This is a genomic window from Streptomyces aculeolatus, assembly GCF_020400605.1.
Lineage (GTDB): Bacteria > Actinomycetota > Actinomycetes > Streptomycetales > Streptomycetaceae > Streptomyces > Streptomyces aculeolatus.
In genome coordinates this window covers 32796-51765 of sequence record NZ_JAINRD010000024.1, presented here as the reverse complement: position 1 = coordinate 51765, position 18970 = coordinate 32796, and the positions used below count along the sequence as shown (strand labels likewise).

Here is an 18970-nt window from a genome sequence, read left to right as displayed (position 1 = left end):
GGTTGCTGACGGGTGCGGCTCGGCGCGCGGCCGGGCGCGGCTCGGTGTGGCGGCCGGGGTGCTGCCCGGGCACCGCGGGGGGCTTCGGGGTGGGGCGGTCGCGGGGTTGCCAGGTGCGGTGGGGTCTGATCGACTCACGGCATGCGCTTCGCCTTCTCCACCCTCGGCCTGCCCCAGCTCCCCGTCGCCGAGGTCGCCCGGCTCGCCCGTGACGGCGGGTACCAGGGCGTGGAGCTGAGGTGCCACCCCGAGGAGCCCGTGCACACCGGGCTCGGGATCGGGGAGCGGGCCGACGTGGTCGAGGAGTTCGCCGCGGCCGGGGTGGAGATCCTCACCCTGGCGAGCTACGCGGGCGTCGCCGCGGCCGGGGACGACGAGCCGGTGGTCACCGAGATGCGCGAGTTGCTGGCGCTCGCCCGGGACCTGGGGGCCGCCCACGTCCGGGTGTTCCCGCGCGGCGGCGACCAGCCGCCCGTCGAGGCGGACCCCACCGCCGCCCGGCGGCTCGCCGCCGTGGCGCCGTACGCCGCGGACCTCGGCGTGCGGGTGCTGCTGGAGACGCACGACTCGCACCGCACCGGCGCGGACGTAGCCCGCGTCCTGGACCGCGTCGAGCACAAGAGCACCGGCGCGCTGTGGGACGTGATGCTCACCTGGCTCGGCGGCGAGGAGCCGCAGGAGTCGTTCGCGGCGCTCTCCCCCTACCTGGGCTACGTACAGGTCAAGGACGCGGCGTCGCGGGAGGACCTGGCGCCGCTGGCGCTGGGCGAGGGGACCGTGCCGCTGGCGGAGTGCATGGCGGTGCTGACGGAGGCCGGCTGGGACGGCTGGCTGTGCTGGGAGTACGAGAAGCGCTGGTTCCCCGACGCCAGGGAGTTGGCGCCGATGCTGGCCGCGGGCCGCGAGCACCTGCTGCGGCTGCTGGCCGACGTGGCCTGAACCCGCGGTGCCCCGCTGCCCGCGGCCGGCGTAGCGGGCCGACCCGCGACAGCGGGTGACCGCCCAACTCCGCACCTCCGCAACGGTTTCGGGGCCGCGGCGCCGAACGCCTTCTGTCACAGGTCGGTTGTGAATCCAAGGGGCCGACTGGCCTAATCCTTGCGCTCCTGCCTACGCTGAAGCGCGACTTGCACATGCACACGGGGAAACGGGGGTTCGATCCGCCATGAAGCTCTGCGCACCGGCAAGCGCCGTGGCACTGACCGTGGCGGTGACGCTGCTGACGGGGTGCGGGTCGTCGGACGACGGGCCGGACCGGATCACGGGCGCGAAGGACTCGACCGCGGAGTCGGAGGACTCCCCGTCCGCCTCGCCGTCCCCGGCCGCGGACGGCGACGCCGACGCGCCGAAGTTCGACTTCCCCGAGGACGTCGAGGTCGAGGTGGAGAGCGAGCCGACGGGCGACGGCACCGAGGACGTGATCCTGCGCGACCACGGCTATGCCGTGCAGTCGATACGCCTCGGCTACGCGAAGCAGGACCCGCGCCTGGACCTCCTGGAGAAGTACCTCGGCGGCAACGCCCTCCAGGGCTGGCGCGCGGGCATCGAGGAGTTCGTCGCGGACGGCAGGACGGTGACCGGCACCGTGCGCTACTACGACCGCGAAGTCACCTCGCAGAAGGGCGGCGTCGCGACCGTCGAGTACTGCGAGGACCAGACGAACTCGTACGCGAAGATCGCCGACTCCGGCAAGGTGTTGAAGACCGAGCCGGGCCCCGACGACTTCATCCGGCACGTCTCGACCATGCGCAAGACGGCGGACGGCCGCTGGCAGATGGTGCACGAGTCCGACGAACAGGGAGCAGCGCAGTGCCGAACCTCCTGAGCACACGGCGTACGGCGGCGGTGTCCATAGCCGGCGCGGCCCTGGCCCTCGCGGCGGCGGGGCCGGCGGCGGCGGGCGACGGGACGGGCCAGGGCGGCTCCGACCAGATCGGCTCCCGGGTGGAGTTCAGCGCCAGCAGCCCGGGCTCCGGCGAGACCTCGCCCATGACGCCGATCGGCGGCAGCTGGTCGCCCCCGGTGTGCTGGTACGAGCCGCGCTACACGCCGGACCAGATGGACGACTACGTCCACGAGACCTACAACGCCGAGCACAACGCGACTTCCGCCATCTCCGAACTCGTCACCGACGACAGCACCTTCGACCTCCGCAAGGACAAGGAAGGGCTCTGGTGGGAGCTGGTCTACCAGAACGACGGCGTGACGGCCGAGGCCTGCCCGGCGACGAAGTCCTTTATGTTCGTCGGCCCCGAGGAGCCCGCGGAGCCGAACACCGACGTGATCGACCCGGAGACCCTGGCCGCGCTCGCGTACAACGAGACGAAGCTGCCCGCCCCGCCGGTGGACCTGAAGCCCAACCCCGACCGGCAGGTCGTGAACCTGGAGACGCACGCGGTGCTCGACCCGGCCCAGTTGCAGCGGGTCTGGGTCACCGCGTACATCGACCCGCCCGGCACGGGCCGGATCGCCGCCACCACCGTCGCGACCCCGCAGCGGCTGCGGCTGGAGGCCGGCACGGAGTTCGCGGAACCGAACGTCTGCGAGTACGACCTGGTGCGCAAGGGCGGCGGCTTCGCCGTGGACACCGAGGACGCCGGGTGCAACATCACGTACCGGAAGTCCTCCGGTGAGGACACGTACGAGCTGGAGGCCTCGCTCACCTGGAGCGTCGCCTGGAACCCGACCGAGAGCCCGGACGGGACGCCCGTGCACGAGGACTTCCCCGACGGCCAGTCGACCACCGAGATCCCGGTGACCGTCAAGGAGATCCAGACGGTGGTGCGCTAGCTCCGCCCAGTGCTGCCGGTACGGCGGGGGACCTCGGAACGGTGCCGCCCCGCCGGCCGGCTTTCCGCCCACCGGCGGACCTGCCGCCGCGCCGCCCGCCGCCCAGCGACGTCACGGCCACCCCGCCGACCAGCAGCAGTGCCGCCACCCAGCGCAGCCCCGATATCTCCTCGCCCAGGAACACCGCCGCCGAGGACATCCCGGCGACCGGCACCAGCAGCGAGAACGGCGCCACCGTCGAGGCGTCGTACGTGCGCAGCAGGTACCCCCACACCCCGAAGCCGAGGATCGTGGCGACCCAGGCGATGAAGACGACCGCGCCGACGCCCGCCCAGTCCAGGGACCGCAGCGCGTCCAGGTCCCGCTCCGCCCCCTCGAAGAGCAGCGACAGCGCGAGCAGCGGCAGCACGGGTACGCAGGAGACCCACACCATGAAGCGCAGCGCGTCCGGCGGCGCGGCCTTGCGCATGGCGACGTTCGCGACACCCCAGCTGAAGGCGGCCGCGAGCACGATCGCGAACGCCCCCAGGGGCCCCGAGCCCCCCTCGTCCACGGCCGCCAGCGCCACCCCGCCCAGCGCCACCCCCATTCCGGCCAGCCGGACCCGACCCGGCCGCTCCCCCAGCACCACCGCGGCGATGCCCGCGGTGAACACCGCCTGGATCTGCAACACCAGCGACGACAGCCCCGCCGGCATCCCCCGCTCCATGCCGATGAAGAGCAGCCCGAACTTCGCCACCCCCAGCGCGAGCCCGACCGCCAGGATCCATGTGAACGCCACCTGCGGCCGGCCGACGAAGAACACCGCGGGCAGCGCCGCCACCAGGAAGCGCAGCGCGGTGAACAGCAGCGGCGGGAAGTGGTCGAGGCCCACGTCGATGACGACGAAGTTCGCGCCCCAGAGGAAGGCGACGAGGACGGCGAGTGCGATGTGCAGCGGGCGCATGCCCCCAGGATCCGCCCGGCCAACCATGAAGCACCAGCACGTATTGCTTCATGATTGGATGTAGGAACGCTGAAACCAGGGAGTGGCCATGCTCGATCTGTCCCGGCTCCGCGCGCTGCACGCCGTCGCCGTCCACGGCTCGGTCGGCTCCGCCGCGGCGGCCCTCGGCTACACCCCGTCCGCCGTCTCCCAGCAGATCGCCAAGCTGGAGCGCGAGACCCGCACGCCGCTGCTGGAGCGCCGCGGCCGGGGGGTGGCGCTGACCGACGCCGCCCAGCACCTCGCCGCCACGGCGGAGCAGTTGCTCGCCCTCGTCGAGGAGGCCGAGACCACGCTGGAGGAGCGCCGCGGCCGGCCCACGGGACGGCTGACGGTGGCCTGCTTCGCGACCGCGGCCCGGGGCCTGCTGCCCGCGGCGCTGGCCGCGCTCGCCGCGGAGCACCCCGCGCTCGACACCCGCATGCTGGAGTCCGACCCGCACCTCTCCGCCGGCCTGGTCACCCGAGGCGTGGCCGACCTCGCCGTCGCCCACGACTGGGACATCGCGCCGCTGCCCACCCCGGAGGGCATGGAGCTGGCGCCCATCGGCGACGACCTGTGCGACATCTGCGTCCCGGCCGACCACCCCTTCGCCCGGCGGAACGAGATCGTCCGCGCGGATCTCGTGGGCGAGCGCTGGATCTGCCAGCCGCCGGGCTCGACGTGTCACGACTGGCTCGTGCGCACCCTGCGCACCACGGGCCACGAGCCGGATCTCGCCTACCAGGTCGCCGAGTACGCCTCGCAGCTCGCGCTGGTCGCGGCCGGCCTGGGCATCGCGCTGGTGCCGCGGCTGGGCCGCGGCCCGCTGCCGGCGGGGGTGGTCGCGGTGCGGCTGGAGCCGGTGCCGGTGCGGCAGGTGTACGCGCTGTGGCGTACGGGCGCCGCGCGGCGGCCGGCGATCCGGGAGGCGGTGCGGCTCCTGCAGCGTGAGTGGAAGGAGCGGGTCGGCGGCTGAACCGCACGCCGCCCGTCCCGTACGCCCACGCCCCCGGAGGCACGCACGGCCGCGCCCGCGGGGGGTGACACCCGCGGGCGCGGCCCCGTGCGGCTCAGCGGTTCCGGCTCACGGCCGGAGCGACTGCTCCCGCAGCTCCTGCTTCGTCACCTTGTCCAGCCCGCTGTCGTACGCCGCCAGCGGCCTGGCCTTCGTCGAGCCGGCCTCGGCCCCGACACCGGCCCAGTCGAGGATCCGCTCGGTGGCGTTGGCGCGCTCGGCCTCCGGCAGCTGGCTGACCCGCGCACCGTGGTTCGCGCCGGGCGCGGTGTAGACGTACGAGTCGCGCGCGCCCTTGCCGAGGCGGAACGGCTCGGCGCCCCACGGGTCGTTCTGGCCGTAGACGAAGAGCATCCCGTCGGCGTTCTTGCGCACCCACCTGTCGACGTCGTTCATCACCGAGGGCTTGAAGCGCATGTCGATGTCGCGCGGCACGAAGTTCCGCGGCGGCTGGTAGCCGTAGCGGCTCAGGTCCTTCAGGTGCGGCAGCTGGATGGTGGGCGCACCCAGCTCGGTGCCCGCCTGGTAGTAGTACGGCGTGTACGGCTCGAGCCCCTGGTCGGAGTAGAAGGACCAGCCGGCGATGGCGTCGACGTAGTCGTACAGCTCCTGGTCGGAGACGGTGGCGGCGTCCGGCACGTCGGCGCAGTCGGCGGCCGAGCTGTACTGCCAGAAGCCCCAGACGAGGTCGAGCACGGTCGCCTCGTACGCCTTGTCCAGGCTGCCGATCGTGGTGAAGGTCGCGCCCGACTCGGCGGCCCACGCCGCGTACTTCTCCGACAGCGCCTCCCGCCGCACCAGCGCCTCGCGCTGCACGGCGTTGAGCGCGTCGCGGCACTCCTTCGTCCCGACCCGCTCGAAGAACCGGTCGTACGCCGCGTCCTCCTTGTTCACGACGTCGTTCGGCGCCACGTAGGCGACGACGCCGTCCATGTCGCGCGGGTAGAAGCGCTCGTAGTACGTGGCGGTCATGCCGCCCTTGCTGCCGCCGGTGGCCAGCCAGTTCTCGTCGTAGATGTCGTCGAGCGCCCGGAAGATGCGGTGCTGGTCGCTGGCGGCCTGCCAGATGTCGAGCTTCTTCCAGTCCGCGGGATCGGGCCGGGAGGGGGTGAAGAAGCGGTACTCCATGGACACCTGGTTGCCGTCCACGATCAACGTGGGCTCGCTGCGCGACGGCGTGGTGGAGACGTTGTAGCCGCCGGTGGAGAAGACCGTGGGCCGGTCGGTGTCCTTGTGCAGCACGGTGAGCCGCTGCTGGAAGGTCCGGCCGTTCGGCTTCCGGTGGTCGACCGGCTGGGTGTAGTTCAGTACGAAGTAGCGGTAGCCGTCGACCGGCTTCTCCTCGATCAGGCTCATGCCCTTGATCGAGAGGAGCCGGTCCTTGATGTCGGCCTCGTCCGCGGTGGCGGCACCGACCGGTGAACTGCCCAGCCCCACCGTGCCGGTGAGCACCGCCAGACTCAGCAGCCATCCGAGCGTCCTGCGCATCTTCCCTCCCCAAGTTCACGATGACCTGGGGAACCTAACGCCTCACGACCGCGTACGACCAGACCGTCGACGGTGCGGCGGCACGACCCGCCCGAACGCCGGTGCCCGCGCGACCCCCGCGGCCCCGCGCTCCGCGCCCCGGTCACGGAGTCGCGGGGTCGCGGGAGCCCGCCGGGTCGCGCGCTACGCCGCCGCGGGTGCCACCGAGCCCGCGTAGGTACGCCACAGCTCCGCGTACCGGCCGCCGCGGGCGAGCAGCTCCTCGTGCGTCCCGTCCTCCGCGACGCGGCCGTGGTCGAGGACCACGACGCGGTCGGCGCGGGCGGCCGTCGTCAGGCGGTGGGCGACGACGAGGGTCGTCCGGCGGCCCGCGAGCCGGTCCGTGGCGCTGTTGACCGCGGCCTCGGTGGCCAGGTCCAGCGCGGCGGTGGCCTCGTCGAGGAGCAGGATGTCGGGGTCGACCAGCTCGGCCCGGGCCAGGGCGATGAGCTGGCGCTGGCCGGCGGAGAGGTTGCGGCCCCGCTCGGCGACCTCGTGGAGGTAGCCGCCGGACAGCGACGCGATCATGTCGTGCGCGCCGACGGCCCGCGCGGCGGCCTCGACCCGGGCGTCGGAGGCGTCGGGGCGGCCGTAGGCGATGGCGTCGCGCACGGTGCCGGAGAAGAGGAACGACTCCTGGGGGACGACGCCGAGGCGGTGGCGGTAGCCGGTGAGGTCCAGCTCGCGCAGGTCCGTGCCGTCGACGCGGACGGCGCCGCGGGTCGGGTCGTAGAACCGGGCGGCGAGCTTGACCAGCGTCGACTTCCCGGCGCCGGTCTCGCCGACGAACGCCACGGTCTGCCCGGCGGGGATCGTCAGGTCCAGCCCGGTCAGCGCGGCCTCGGCGGCGCCGGCGGCCTGCCCGTCGTACGCGAAGTGCACGTCGTCGAAGGCGATCTCGCCGCTCAGCTTCCCGACCGGCCGCGGCTCGGCGGCCGGCGGGGTGGAGGGCTTCTCGTGCAGGAGCTCCCGGATGCGGCCGAGCGCGACGGCCGCCTGCTGGTAGCCGTCGAAGACCTGGGAGAGCTGCTGCACGGGCGCGAAGAACAGGTCGATGTAGAGCAGGTACGCCACGAGCGCGCCGGCGGTGAGCGTGCCGGCGGCCACCCGGTCCGAGCCGACCCACAGCACGCCGACGGTCGCGAAGGAGGCGAGGAGCTGCACGAACGGGAAGTACACCGAGATGAGCCACTGCCCGCGCACCCGGGCCCTGCGGTAGCCGTCGCTGCGCTCGGCGAACCGGGCGGCGCCGCCGTCCTCGCGGCGGAACGCCTGCACGATGCGCAGGCCGGCGACGGACTCCTGGAGGTCGCCGTTGACGACGCTGACGCGCTCGCGCGCCAGCTCGTACGCCTTGACGCTCTGCCGGCGGAAGAAGAACGTGCCGGCGATCAGCGGCGGCAGGGTGGCGAAGACGATCAGGGCCAGCTGGAGGTCGATGACCAGCAGCGCGACCAGGATGCCGAAGAAGGTGAGCAGCGAGACGACGGCGGTGACCAGGCCGGTCTGCAGGAAGGTGGACAGGGCGTCCACGTCCGTGGTCATCCGGGTCATGATCTTGCCGGTGAGGTGGCGCTCGTAGTAGTCGAGGCCGAGCCGCTGGAGCTGGGCGAAGATCTTGACGCGCAGCGCGTAGAGCACGCGCTCGCCGGTGCGGCCGGTGAGCCGGGTGGCGCCGACCTGGGCGGCCCACTGGCCGAGCACCACGGCCAGCGCGAGGCCCGCGGCGGTCCACACGGCGCCGAGGGAGAGCCGCTGCACCCCGTCGTCGATGCCGTGCCGGATGAGGACGGGCAGCAGCAGCCCGGCGATCGCGTCGCCGGCGACGAAGAGCAGCGCCACGGCGAGCGGTGCGCCGAAGCCGCGCAGCAGGCGGCGCAGGCCGTACGTCGCCTCCGGCGCCTCGGCGCGGTCCTCGTCCACGTCGGGGGTGTCGGTGGCGGGCGGCAGCGCGGCGACCTTGGCCAGCAGCTCGGGGCTGCCGGGCGAGCCGGCGAGCATGCCGGCGAAGCCGGAGGGGTCGCCGGCGGAGGCCGTGGTGTTGCCGCCGCCCTCGGCGCTCTTCTCGCCCGCTTCCGTACGCACCCACAGGCCGGGGGTGATCCCGTCGACGCTCGCGTGGGTGTCCGCGGCGACCTGTCCTGCCGGGTCGCGCTCGCGGTCCGCCAGCTCGTCCGGGTCGGTCAGCAGCCGGCGGTAGAGGGCGCAGCGGGCCTGCAGCTCCTCGTGCGTGCCGACGTCGACGAGCCGGCCGCCGTCGAGGACGGCGATGCGGTCGGCGAGCGCCAGCGTGGACTGGCGGTGGGCGATGAGCAGCGTGGTGCGGCCGGCCATGACGCTCTTGAGCGCCTCGTGGATCTCGTGCTCGACGCGGGCGTCGACCGCGGAGGTGGCGTCGTCCAGGAGCAGCAGCCGGGGGTCGGTGAGGATGGCGCGGGCCAGCGCGATGCGCTGGCGCTGGCCGCCGGAGAGGGTCATGCCCTGCTCGCCGACGACGGTGTCGTAGCCCTCGGGCAGTCCCGCGCCCGTGCCGCCGGCACCGCCGTCGGGGCCGGTGCCGTTGCCCAGCGCGGTGATGAAGCCGTCGGCCTGCGCGGCGCGGGCGGCGGCGCGGATCTCCTCGTCGGTGGCGTCGGGGTTGCCGTAGGCGATGTTGTCCCGGACGGACTCGGAGAACAGGAAGCTGTTCTCGGGTACGAGCCCGATGGCCGCGCGCAGCGAGGGCAGGGTCAGGTCGCGTACGTCGTGGCCGCCGATGCGGACGGCGCCGCCGCCGGGCGCGACGTCGTAGTAGCGCGGTATCAGCATCGACAGCGTCGACTTGCCGCTGCCGGAGGCGCCGACGACGGCCATCGTCTCGCCGGGCTCGACGCGCAGCGTCAGCCGGTCCAGCACCGGGTGGTCGGGGTCGTAGCCGAAGGTGACGCCGTCGAACTCGACGTCGGCGGGGGCGTCGGCGGGCAGCTCGTGGGCGCCGGGCCGGTCGGACAGCTCCGGCTCCGTGTCGATCAGCTCGTAGACCCGCTCCACGCCCGCGCGGGCCTGCTGGCCGACGGTGAGCATCATCGCGAGCATCCGGACCGGGCCGACGAGCTGCGCGAGGTAGGTGGAGAAGGCGACGAAGGTGCCCAGGGTGATCTGCCCCCGGGTGGCCATCCAGCCGCCGAGCGCGAGCATGCCGACCTGGCCGAGCGAGGGGACGGCCTGGAGGGCGGGGGTGTAGCGGGCGTTCATCCGGACGGTGCGCAGCCGGGCCGCGTAGAGCTTGCGGCTGATGGCGCGGAGCTTGCCGGTCTCCTGCCCCTCCTGGCCGAAGCCCTTGACGACGCGGACGCCGCCGACGGCGCCGTCCACGACGGAGGCGACGGTGCCGGCCTGCTGCTGGGCGTACCAGGTGGCGGGGAACAGGCGGGTGCGGCTGCGGTTCGCGATGAACCAGAGGGCGGGGGCGACGCCGAGGGCGACGAGGGTGAGCGTGGGCGACAGCACGAGCATGACGACCAGGGAGACCGCGAAGAGCAGCACGTTCCCGATCATCATCGGGATCATGAAGAGCAGGCCCTGGACGAGCTGGAGGTCGGTGGTGCCGCGGCCGACGACCTGGCCGGTGGACAGCTCGTCCTGGCGGCGGCCGTCGAGCCGGACGATCGCGTCGTACATCTCGGTGCGCAGGTCGTGCTGCACGTCGAGGGCGAGCCGGCCGCCGTAGTAGCGCCGGACGTAGGTGAGGCCGTAGACGGCGAGGGCGGCGAGGACCATGAGGGCGGCCCAGGGCGCGAGCGGCCGGTCGCCGGAGACGATCACGTCGTCGATGATCAGCTTGGGGATGAGCGGAACGAGGGCCATGATGCCCATCCCGCCGAGCGAGGCGCCCAGGGAGAGCAGGACGTTGCGGCGGTAGCGCAGACAGTGCCGGACGAGCCGCCGTGCCCAGCCGTCGGGTCCGTTCCCCGTAGGCGTCCGCTCCGGTGGGGTCTCGTCCGCTGGGGTCCGTGCCGCAGGGATCTTCCCCGATGGTTCCGCCACCGGCCGCCTCCGCCTCAGTGTCGATGGTCCTGGTCCAGGATCGACAACCTACGGGGGCCGGGTTTTGTTTCTCGGGTGCGTACGGAATGTTGCCCGCGGCCGGCCGCGGGCGCGCGGGCGCAGGTCAGGCGACCGCCTGCAACTGGGGCGGGCTGCTGCCGGTGAGCACCTCGATCAGTACCAGTAACCGGGTGAGGGGCTGTTCGACGCCGTGTTCCTCCGCCGGTGCCGCGGCTCTGCCGCCCTCGGAGAAGCGGGCCCAGACGGCCTTGCCGTACGGGCCCGGCTCGCTCCAGCCCCAGCTGTCGCTGAGGCACTCCACGATCCGCATCCCGCGGCCGGACTCCGCGAACGGGTCGGCGACGCACACCCGCGGGACACCGGTCCCGGGGTCGAAGACCGCGCACACGACCTCCGGGCCGCGGCGCAGCAGGCTGAGGACGACGGGGTGGGGGGCCTGGCTCCAGGACGGTTCGCAGACGCCGTGCCGCAGCGCGTTGGCCACGAGCTCGGAGGCGACGGCGGCGACGTCGTCGACGAGGTCGTCCAGCAGCCACCCGCGCAGCGTCGCCCGGGCGACGTTGCGGGCTATGGCTATGGACCTGGGGTCGTCTTCGAGCGTGCACGCTGCGAACTCGGAGGCAGTCACCCACCCATCAGCCGGTGCGGTCATCTCCAACTCCCCAGTCTCACGTGCACGTTGATGAAACAGGTTGCGATGCCATAGTGATCGATGTGCACTTGCCGCTGCAAGTACGGATGCAATTTCATTCGCAAGAACAGGTGCACGTACATTGGTGTCGCGATCACAGAAGGAGACAGGATGCAGCAGGTCACGAACGGTGTACCGGCGGATCAACTCGCCGGAATCACCTGGCGGAAGAGCCGCTTCAGCAATCCGAACGGCGAGTGCGTGGAGGTCGCCGGACTCCCCGGCGGGGACATCGCCATGCGCAACTCACGCGATCCGGGCGGACCGGCACTCATCTACACGCAGGCGGAGATCACCGCCTTCCTGCTCGGCGCGAAGGACGGCCAGTTCGACGATCTGATCGTCAACGGCGCGGCTAGAGGCCCTGGTTGAACTCCGTAGTAGCTGTACACCGAACCCTCCACAGTGAGAGACTGAGCGGTCGATTCACACACCGCGGGACAGGGGCAGGCCAGATGTCAGCGTCACCGGAGCAGACGTCATCGGTACGCAGGGCACTCTCTCAGCAGCATGGAGGGCCCACGGTTCTTCGCATTCTGCTGGGCACTCACCTGCGTCGGCTCCGGGAGGCCGCCGGCGTCTCCCGTGAGGCAGCCGGTGATGCGATCCGGGCGTCGCACGCCAAGATCAGCCGCCTGGAGCTCGGCCGGGTGGGGTACAAGGAGCGCGACGTCTCCGACCTCCTCACCCTCTACGGCGTCACGGACGAGCAGGAGCGCTCCGAGTTCCTGGCCCTCGCCCGCCGCGCCAGCTCCCCGGGCTGGTGGCAGAAGTACGGCGACGTGCTGCCGGGCTGGTTCGAGACGCTGCTCGGCCTCGAGGAGGCCGCGGGGCTGATCCGTAACTACCAGGTCCAGTTCGTCCCCGGCCTGCTGCAGACCGCGGACTACGCCCGCGCCGTCACGCTGCTGGCCAACGCGGGCGCGCCCGAGCAGGAGATCCAGCGCAAGGTCGACGTGCGGCTGCGGCGCCAGCAGGTGCTGGACCGGCCGGACGCGCCGAAGCTGTGGGTCGTCGTGGACGAGGCCGCGCTGCGCCGCCCGCTCGGCGGGCCGGACGTGATGCGGGGCCAGGTCAGGCACCTGCTGGAGATGGGCAGCCGGAAGAACATCACGATCCAGATCGCCCCCTTCGACATCGGCGGCCTCGCGGCGGCCGGCGGGCCGATACACATCATGCGCTTCACCGAGCCCGACCTGCCCGACGTCGTCTACCTGGAGCAGCTCACCAGCGCGCTCTACCTGGACAAGCCGGACGAGGTGGAGAACTACAAGCTGGTCATGGACCGGCTCTGCGCCACGGCCGAGACCCACGCGGGCAGCATGCGGATACTGGAGCGGCTGGCCGACGAGTTCTGACGGACTCCCCGGCGCACACAGCATCAGAGGATCAGGCGTGGCGGCGCCTGATCCGTCGTGCCCCTCCCCCGTCCCCCCGCTCCGCGGCTACTCCGGCGCGCTCCCGCTGGCTGCCCCGTCAGCAAGCTGTGCCTCGTCGGCGAGCTGCCGCGCCATCAGCGTCGTCAGCTCGTACGCCGTGTGCGACGCCGCCACCGACGTGATCTCCGCGTGGTCGTACGCCGGCGCCACCTCCACCAGGTCCGCCGAGACCAGCCGGCAGCCCGCCAGCCCGCGCAGGATCTCCAGCAGCTCGCGCGAGGTGAGCCCGCCGGCCTCCGGGGTGCCGGTGCCCGGGGCGTGCGCCGGGTCCAGGACGTCGATGTCGACGGACACGTACAGCGGCCGGTCCCCGATCCGCTGCCGCAGCTGGTCGGCGACCTCGTCGACGCCGCGGCGCATCACGTCCGCCGAGGTGACGATGCCGAAGCCCATCTTCTCGTCGTCGTCCAGGTCCTTGCGCCCGTAGAGCGGACCGCGGATGCCGACGTGCGAGAGCGCCGAGGTGTCCACCACGCCCTCCTCCACCGCGCGCCGGAACGGCGTGCCGTGGGTGTACGCGGCACCGAAGTAGGTGTCCCAGGTGTCCAGGTGCGCGTCGAAGTGCAGCAGGGCGACCGGCCCGTGCCGCCGGGCGACCGCGCGCAGCAGCGGCAGCGCGATGGTGTGGTCGCCGCCGAGGGTCATCAGCCGGGCGCCGGTCGCCAGCAGTTCGTCGGCCGCGCCCTCGACGGTGGCCACCGCCTCGCCGATGTCGAACGGGTTGACCGCGATGTCGCCCGCGTCCGCGACCTGGGCCAGCGCGAAGGGCGCGGCGTCCTGCGCCGGGTTGTAGGGGCGCAGGAGCCGGGACGCCTCGCGGATCGCGTTGCCGCCGAAGCGGGCGCCGGGGCGGTAGGAGACGCCGCTGTCGAAGGGGACGCCGACGACGGCGACGTCCGTGCGCCCCACCTCGTCCAGGCGGGGCAGGCGGGCGAACGTGGCGGGGCCCGCGTAGCGCGGGACGCGGGAGGAGTCGACGGGGCCGCGAGGGGTGCCGGTGCTGCTCATGCCCTCGACGATAAGCGCAGCGCAGCGCGGGGGGCGCTGTACAGAATGGACACCTGCGCCCCCGCACATGTGTCCGGGTGACAATGACACCATGGCCCTCATGTCCCTGCCTGACGCACCCAGCCGCCCCGCCCTCGTCGACCACCTCGTACGCACCCGGATCGCGGGCGACGTCGCCACGCCCCGCGAGGGAAACCTGCGCCACTACCGCGAGCTGAGCCAGGGCAACCTGCGCTTCTGGCTCGGCCTCGACCTCGGCGACCGCTGGACCGACGAGCGCGACGTGCTGGCCGTCATGGCCGAGCGCGTCGGGGTCGTCGCCGACCCCGCGCACACCCACGGCCAGGACACCATCGACCCGGAGCTGACCGTGGACGGCCTGGACCGGATGGCGGCCGAGCTGCGCAAGGCCGCCGAGGGCCGGCACCGGGTGCTGGTGGCGACCGGCCACCCCGGCGGGCTGCTGGAGGTGCACAGCAGGACGGCGGCGGCGCTGCGCGCGGCGGGCTGCGACATCGTCACGGTGCCGCCGGGCCTGCGGACGGGCGAGGGCGACGACGGCTCGTACGGCAACGTGCAGCAGTTCTGCGACGTGGCCGTGCTGGAGCGGGGCGCGACGCTGTGGCACACCCACGCGCCGCAGCCGGTGCGGCTGATCCTCGACGCGCTGGAGCGGGCCGGCGAGCCGCTGCCGGACCTGGTGGTCGCCGACCACGGCTGGGCGGGCGGCGCGGCGCAGCGCGGCGTGCACGCCGTGGGGTACGCGGACTGCAACGACCCGGCGCTGTTCCTCGGCGAGGCCGAGGGCACGCTCGCGGTGGCGGTGCCGCTGGACGACCACGTGGCGGACCCGGGGGCGTACCCCCTGATGACGGCGTACCTGCTGGCCGCGGCGGGGCTGGAGCTGCCGTAGCGGACGGGGCCCGGTGCCGTACGCCGGTCAGGCGCGCGGGACCCGGATCACGCCCTCCTGGATCACCGACGCCGCCAGCCGCCCGTCGCGGGTGAAGATCCGGCCGGTGCTCAGCCCCCGCCCGCCCTGCGACGTCGGCGACTCCTGGTCGTACAGCAGCCACTCGTCCGCCCGGAACGGCCGGTGGAACCACATCGCGTGGTCCAGGCTGGCGCCGACGACGTCGCCGACGGCCCAGCCGCCGCGGCCGTGCGCGAGCAGCACGGAGTCGAGCAGGGTCATGTCCGAGACGTACGTCATGAGGCAGACGTGCAGCAGCGGGGTGTCGATGGCGCCGGTGAGCCGGCCGTTCGTGCGGAACCACACCTGCGAGCGCGGCTCCCGCGGCACCCCTGCCTCGCCGCCCCACGGCGGCGGCGCGGCGTAGCGCAGGTCGACCGCGGCGCGCGCCTCCAGCATCCGGCGGGCGAGGGCGGGGTCGAGGAAGTTGACGGCGTAGCGCGGCATCGCCTCCTCTGCGGTCGGCAGCTTCTCCGGGTCCGGCGCCGGCGGCATGGGCACCTGGTGCTCCAGGCCCTCCTCGTGGACCTGGAAGGAGGCGGAGAGGTTGAAGACCGGCTGGCCGTGCTGGACGGCGACGACGCGGCGGGTGGTGAAGGAGCGGCCGTCGCGGATGCGGTCGACGGTGTAGACGAGGGGGGCGCCGGGGTCGCCGGGGCGCAGGAAGTAGGCGTGCAGCGAGTGCGGCGGCCGGTCGGCGGGCACGGTGCGGCCGGCGGCGACGAGCGCCTGCGCGGCGACCTGCCCGCCGAAGACCCGCGGGACGACGGCGGTGCGGGAGTGGCCGCGGTAGATGTCCTGTTCGATCTGCTCCAGGTCCAGCAGGTCGACCAGTTCGGTGAGTGCGGCGTCGTCCATGGGGCGAGTCTCGCAGAGCCGGCGGCCCTACAGGCCCATCGACTTGGCGACGATGGAGCGCATGACCTCGCTGGTCCCGCCGTAGATGCGGGTGACGCGGGTGTCGGCGTAGAGGCGGGAGATGGGGTACTCGTTCATGTAGCCGTAGCCGCCGTGCAGTTGGAGGCACTTGTCGATGACGACGGCGGCGCGCTCGGTGCAGAAGAGCTTGACGGCGGCGGCGTCGGCGACGCCCAGCTCACCCGCGTCGTGCGCGTCCAGGGCGCGGTCGACGTACGCCTCCATGGCGTCGACCTCGGCCTTGCAGTCGGCGAGGACGAACTTGGTGTTCTGGAACTCCGCCACGGTCCGGCCGAAGACGGTGCGCTCCCTGACGTACTCCAGCGCGAACCGCACGGCGGCGGCGGCCTGGGCGTACGCGCCGACGGCGATGCCGAGGCGCTCCTGCGGGAGGTTGTGGGTGAGGTACGTGAACGCCTTGCCCTCCTCGCCGAGCAGGTCGGCGACGGGCACCTTGACGTCGGTGAAGCTCAGCTCCGCGGTGTCGGAGGACTTCAGCCCCAGCTTGTCGAGCTTGCGCCCGACGGCGTAGCCCTCGGAGGCGGTGTCGACGACGAGGATGGAGATGCCGCCGCGGCGGTCCTCGGGGGTCGGCGGGGCGGTGCGGGCGCAGACCAGGACGCGGTCGGCCTGGACGCCGCCGGTGATGAAGGTCTTGGCGCCGTTGAGGACGTAGTGCGTGCCGTCCTCGGAGAGCTTCGCGGTGGTCTTCATGCCGGCGAGGTCGGAGCCGGTGCCGGGCTCGGTCATGGCGATGGCGGTCATCATGTCGCCGGAGACGAAGGCGGGCAGCCAGCGGTGCTTCTGCTCCTCGCTGCCGTACTTGAGCAGGTAGGGCAGGCAGAGGGCGGTGTGCACGGAGGAGCCGCCGAAGGAGACGCCGGCGCGGGCGCACTCCTCGCTGATGACGGCGTTGAACTTGAAGCTGTGCTCGCCGGCGCCGCCGTACTCCTCGGGCACCTCGATGCCGAAGACGCCCAGCTCGCCGAGCTTCTTGTACAGCTCGCGGGGGACGGCGCCGGCTTCCATCCAGTCGTGGTAGTACGGCACGACCTCGGCGGCGATGAAGTCCCGGATGGTCTCGCGGAACGCCTCGTGGTCCTCGTTGAACACCGTCCGCCGCATGGTCCTCGCCTCCCGGGGCAAACTCCGACTAAGCGCTTGCTCAGCGTCGTGCCCCTGAAGTTACCTGCGGGTCACCACGGCTGTCCAGGCCGCGTCCGCGCGGCGGACGTCACAGCTTCGGCCGCGGTGCCGCCGCGAAGGCGCCGCGGGCGAGCCGGTGGAGGAGGGCGGCGGTGGCGGCGCGGTCGGGGAGGGTGCCGCGGGCGCCGAGGTGGGGGGTGGAGTTGAGGAGGCCGAAGACCGCGTGGACGGCGGTACGGGCCGCGCCCTCCGTCAGCGCCGGGTAGACCTCCCGTACGACGTCGACCCACAGCTCGGCGTACTGCCGCTGCAACTGGCGCACCCGCTTGCGGTCCCGGTCGCGCAGCCGGTCCAGCTCCCGGTCGTGCAGGATGATCAGCGGCCGGTCGTCCAGCGCGAAGTCGATGTGGCCGCTGATCAGCGCGTCCAGCGGGGCGTCCGGGCCGGCCCCGCGGACCGCCGCCCGCGCCCGGCCCGCCGCCAGCAGCCGCTCGCTGATGCCGACCAGCAGCTCCGCGAGCATGGCGTCCTTGCCGGCGAAGTGCCGGTACAGGCCGGGGCCGCTGATGCCGACCGCGGCGCCTATCTCGTCCACGCCGACCCCGTGGAAGCCGCGGTCCGCGAAGAGGCGCGCGGCCTCCTTCAGGATCTGCTCGCGTCTGGTGGGCGCGGGGGCCTCGGTGCTCATACGGACCATTGTAGACAGCCCGGTTAGTGAGCGTTAACCTTGGGCATACGGCGTTAACGACAGCTAACCTGCTTGTCGGCCGGTACGGCCGAACGGCTCATCGAGGAAGGGCGCGCCCCCGTGGACCACGCACCCGTGCTGACGACCGCCGCCGACCCCGCCGGCGCCGCCTGGCGGACGAACGAGGCGGCCCACCGCGCGCTCGCCGGCGAACTGTACGACAAGCTGGCCGCCGCCCGCGCCGGCGGCGGCGAGAAGGCCCGCGCCCGGCACACCGCCCGCGGCAAGCTCCTCCCCCGCGACCGCGTCGACGGCCTGCTCGACCCCGGTTCGCCGTTCCTGGAGCTGGCCCCGCTCGCCGCCGACGGCATGTACGGCCGCGACGGCGACGACGCGCCGGCCGCCGGCGTCATCGCCGGCATCGGCCGGGTCAGCGGCAGGGCCTGCGTCGTCATCGCCAACGACGCCACCGTCAAGGGCGGCACGTACTACCCGATGACGGTCAAGAAGCACCTGCGCGCCCAGGAGATCGCCCTGGAGAACCGGCTGCCCTGCGTCTACCTCGTGGACTCCGGCGGCGCCTTCCTGCCCATGCAGGACGAGGTCTTCCCCGACCGCGAGCACTTCGGCCGGATCTTCTACAACCAGGCCCGCATGTCCGGCGCGGGCATCCCCCAGATCGCCGCCGTCCTCGGCTCCTGCACCGCCGGCGGCGCGTACGTCCCGGCGATGAGCGACGAGGCCGTCATCGTCCGCGACCAGGGCACGATCTTCCTCGGCGGCCCGCCCCTGGTGAAGGCCGCCACCGGCGAGGTCGTCACCGCCGAGGAACTGGGCGGCGGCGAGGTCCACTCCCGCACCTCCGGCGTCACCGACCACCTCGCCGAGGACGACCCGCACGCGCTGCGCATCGTCCGCGGCATCGTCGACACCCTCCCAGAACCCGGCCCGCCACCCTGGTCCGTACGCGCCGCACAGGAGCCGAAGCACGACCCCGCCGGCCTGTACGGCGTCGTGCCCGCCGACTCGCGGACGCCGTACGACGTGCGCGAGGTCATCGCCCGGGTCGTCGACGGCTCACGCTTCCAGGAGTTCAAGGCCGAGTACGGCACGACGCTCGTCACCGGCTTCGCCCGCATCCACGGCCACGCCGTCGGCATCGTCGCCAACAACGGCATCCTGTTCTCCGAGTCCGCGCAGAAGGGCGCCCACTTCATCGAGCTGTGCGACCAGCGCGGCATCCCGCTGCTGTTCCTCCAGAACATCTCGGGCTTCATGGTCGGCCGCAGCTACGAGGCCGGCGGCATCGCCAAGCACGGCGCGAAGATGGTGACCGCGGTGGCCTGCACCCGGGTGCCGAAGCTCACCGTCGTCATCGGCGGCTCGTACGGCGCCGGCAACTACTCGATGTGCGGCCGGGCCTACTCCCCCCGCTTCCTGTGGATGTGGCCCAACGCGAAGATCTCCGTCATGGGCGGCGAGCAGGCCGCGTCGGTCCTCGCGACCGTTAAGCGGGACCAGCTGGAGGCGCGCGGCGAGGAGTGGCCGGCCGAGGCGGAGGCGGAGTTCAAGGCGCCCGTCCGCGAGCAGTACGAGACGCAGGGCAACGCCTACTACGCGACCGCCCGCCTGTGGGACGACGGCGTCATCGACCCGCTGGACACCCGCCGGGTGCTCGGGCTCGCGCTGACCGCCTGCGCCCACGCGCCGCTGCCCGCCAGGGACAGTGCGGCGCAGGGCTTCGGCGTCTTCCGGATGTGA

The 18970-nt window shown here is 73.0% G+C and carries 16 protein-coding genes; 8 read left to right on the top strand and 8 right to left on the bottom strand.

What is annotated here, in order from left to right; all coding sequences use genetic code 11:
- The first annotated feature begins 141 nt into the window (after window positions 1-141).
- The 3 genes from LG396_RS31015 (at window position 142) to LG396_RS31005 (ending at window position 2790) form a co-directional block, all read left to right on the top strand.
- Complete coding sequence (locus tag LG396_RS31015) at window positions 142-939, top strand: sugar phosphate isomerase/epimerase family protein (protein ID WP_225797285.1); 798 nt, start codon at window positions 142-144, stop codon at window positions 937-939.
- Between the two features lie 253 nt (window positions 940-1192).
- Complete coding sequence (locus LG396_RS31010) at window positions 1193-1825, top strand: hypothetical protein (RefSeq protein WP_225797284.1); 633 nt, start codon at window positions 1193-1195, stop codon at window positions 1823-1825.
- On the top strand, window positions 1810-2790 hold the full coding sequence (locus LG396_RS31005; protein WP_037752812.1) for a hypothetical protein: 981 nt from the start codon (window positions 1810-1812) through the stop codon (window positions 2788-2790). Before LG396_RS31010 ends, LG396_RS31005 begins: the two co-directional genes overlap by 16 nt.
- On the opposite strand, the gene LG396_RS31000 is transcribed toward LG396_RS31005, so the two are convergent.
- The gene (locus LG396_RS31000) at window positions 2762-3736 is read right to left on the bottom strand and encodes an EamA family transporter (RefSeq protein ID WP_225797283.1); all 975 of its coding nucleotides are present in this window, start codon (window positions 3734-3736) and stop codon (window positions 2762-2764) included. The genes LG396_RS31005 and LG396_RS31000 overlap by 29 nt on opposite strands.
- 88 nt (window positions 3737-3824) lie before the next feature.
- Between LG396_RS31000 and LG396_RS30995 the strand changes: the two genes are divergently transcribed.
- Complete coding sequence (locus LG396_RS30995; protein ID WP_018834140.1) at window positions 3825-4733, top strand: LysR family transcriptional regulator; 909 nt, start codon at window positions 3825-3827, stop codon at window positions 4731-4733.
- A 108-nt stretch (window positions 4734-4841) separates the two neighbouring features.
- Here LG396_RS30995 and LG396_RS30990 read toward each other — a convergent pair whose 3' ends face one another.
- The 3 genes from LG396_RS30990 to LG396_RS30980 all read right to left on the bottom strand — a co-directional run bounded on the left by LG396_RS30990 (window position 4842) and on the right by LG396_RS30980 (window position 10974).
- Window positions 4842-6260: a S28 family serine protease gene (locus tag LG396_RS30990; RefSeq protein WP_225797282.1), complete on the bottom strand. Its 1419-nt coding sequence runs from the start codon at window positions 6258-6260 to the stop codon at window positions 4842-4844.
- Window positions 6261-6443: 183 nt separating this feature from the next.
- Window positions 6444-10304 (bottom strand): ABC transporter ATP-binding protein, encoded by a 3861-nt coding sequence (locus LG396_RS30985; RefSeq protein WP_443729184.1) that lies wholly within the window; start codon window positions 10302-10304, stop codon window positions 6444-6446.
- 145 nt (window positions 10305-10449) lie between these two features.
- Window positions 10450-10974 carry an ATP-binding protein gene (locus tag LG396_RS30980; protein ID WP_037752824.1) on the bottom strand — a complete coding sequence of 175 codons (525 nt, stop codon included), beginning with the start codon at window positions 10972-10974 and terminating at the stop codon, window positions 10450-10452.
- A 174-nt stretch (window positions 10975-11148) separates the two neighbouring features.
- On the opposite strand from LG396_RS30980, the gene LG396_RS30975 reads away from it, so the two are divergent.
- Window positions 11149-11409: a DUF397 domain-containing protein gene (locus tag LG396_RS30975; protein WP_018834136.1), complete on the top strand. Its 261-nt coding sequence runs from the start codon at window positions 11149-11151 to the stop codon at window positions 11407-11409.
- Window positions 11410-11492: 83 nt separating this feature from the next.
- On the top strand, window positions 11493-12395 hold the full coding sequence (locus LG396_RS30970) for a Sco1979 family transcriptional regulator (RefSeq protein ID WP_026276008.1): 903 nt from the start codon (window positions 11493-11495) through the stop codon (window positions 12393-12395).
- A gap of 87 nt (window positions 12396-12482) precedes the next feature.
- Here the strand turns inward: LG396_RS30970 and speB are convergent, their stop codons facing one another.
- Window positions 12483-13484, bottom strand: coding sequence for an agmatinase (speB, locus tag LG396_RS30965; RefSeq protein WP_225797281.1), 1002 nt, complete (start codon window positions 13482-13484; stop codon window positions 12483-12485).
- A 91-nt stretch (window positions 13485-13575) separates the two neighbouring features.
- On the opposite strand from speB, the gene LG396_RS30960 reads away from it, so the two are divergent.
- Entirely contained in the window at window positions 13576-14397 is an 822-nt protein-coding gene (locus LG396_RS30960) for a phosphatase (protein WP_018834133.1), read from the top strand.
- A gap of 27 nt (window positions 14398-14424) precedes the next feature.
- Here LG396_RS30960 and LG396_RS30955 read toward each other — a convergent pair whose 3' ends face one another.
- From LG396_RS30955 to LG396_RS30945, 3 genes are all read right to left on the bottom strand, one after another.
- Window positions 14425-15315, bottom strand: a complete 891-nt coding sequence (locus LG396_RS30955) for an acyl-CoA thioesterase (protein WP_225797280.1) — start codon at window positions 15313-15315, stop codon at window positions 14425-14427.
- A 27-nt stretch (window positions 15316-15342) separates the two neighbouring features.
- Entirely contained in the window at window positions 15343-16500 is a 1158-nt protein-coding gene (locus tag LG396_RS30950) for an acyl-CoA dehydrogenase family protein (protein ID WP_130456058.1), read from the bottom strand.
- Between the two features lie 109 nt (window positions 16501-16609).
- Window positions 16610-17209 (bottom strand): SACE_7040 family transcriptional regulator, encoded by a 600-nt coding sequence (locus LG396_RS30945; protein WP_026278204.1) that lies wholly within the window; start codon window positions 17207-17209, stop codon window positions 16610-16612.
- 120 nt (window positions 17210-17329) lie between these two features.
- Here LG396_RS30945 and LG396_RS30940 point away from each other — a divergent pair, with 120 nt between their 5' ends.
- The gene (locus LG396_RS30940; protein ID WP_037753197.1) at window positions 17330-18970 is read left to right on the top strand and encodes a carboxyl transferase domain-containing protein; all 1641 of its coding nucleotides are present in this window, start codon (window positions 17330-17332) and stop codon (window positions 18968-18970) included.

Excerpts from the sequence above, each read along its gene's own strand:
- LG396_RS31015 (WP_225797285.1), top strand. The coding sequence starts at position 142 with ATGCGCTTCGCCTTCTCCACCCTCGGCCTGCCCCAGCTCCCCGTCGCC.
- LG396_RS31000 (WP_225797283.1), bottom strand. The coding sequence starts at position 3,736 with ATGCGCCCGCTGCACATCGCACTCGCCGTCCTCGTCGCCTTCCTCTGG.
- LG396_RS30995 (WP_018834140.1), top strand. The coding sequence starts at position 3,825 with ATGCTCGATCTGTCCCGGCTCCGCGCGCTGCACGCCGTCGCCGTCCAC.
- LG396_RS30990 (WP_225797282.1), bottom strand. The coding sequence starts at position 6,260 with ATGCGCAGGACGCTCGGATGGCTGCTGAGTCTGGCGGTGCTCACCGGC.
- LG396_RS30975 (WP_018834136.1), top strand. The coding sequence starts at position 11,149 with ATGCAGCAGGTCACGAACGGTGTACCGGCGGATCAACTCGCCGGAATC.
- LG396_RS30970 (WP_026276008.1), top strand. The coding sequence starts at position 11,493 with ATGTCAGCGTCACCGGAGCAGACGTCATCGGTACGCAGGGCACTCTCT.
- speB (WP_225797281.1), bottom strand. The coding sequence starts at position 13,484 with ATGAGCAGCACCGGCACCCCTCGCGGCCCCGTCGACTCCTCCCGCGTC.
- LG396_RS30960 (WP_018834133.1), top strand. The coding sequence starts at position 13,576 with ATGGCCCTCATGTCCCTGCCTGACGCACCCAGCCGCCCCGCCCTCGTC.
- LG396_RS30955 (WP_225797280.1), bottom strand. The coding sequence starts at position 15,315 with ATGGACGACGCCGCACTCACCGAACTGGTCGACCTGCTGGACCTGGAG.
- LG396_RS30950 (WP_130456058.1), bottom strand. The coding sequence starts at position 16,500 with ATGCGGCGGACGGTGTTCAACGAGGACCACGAGGCGTTCCGCGAGACC.
- LG396_RS30945 (WP_026278204.1), bottom strand. The coding sequence starts at position 17,209 with ATGAGCACCGAGGCCCCCGCGCCCACCAGACGCGAGCAGATCCTGAAG.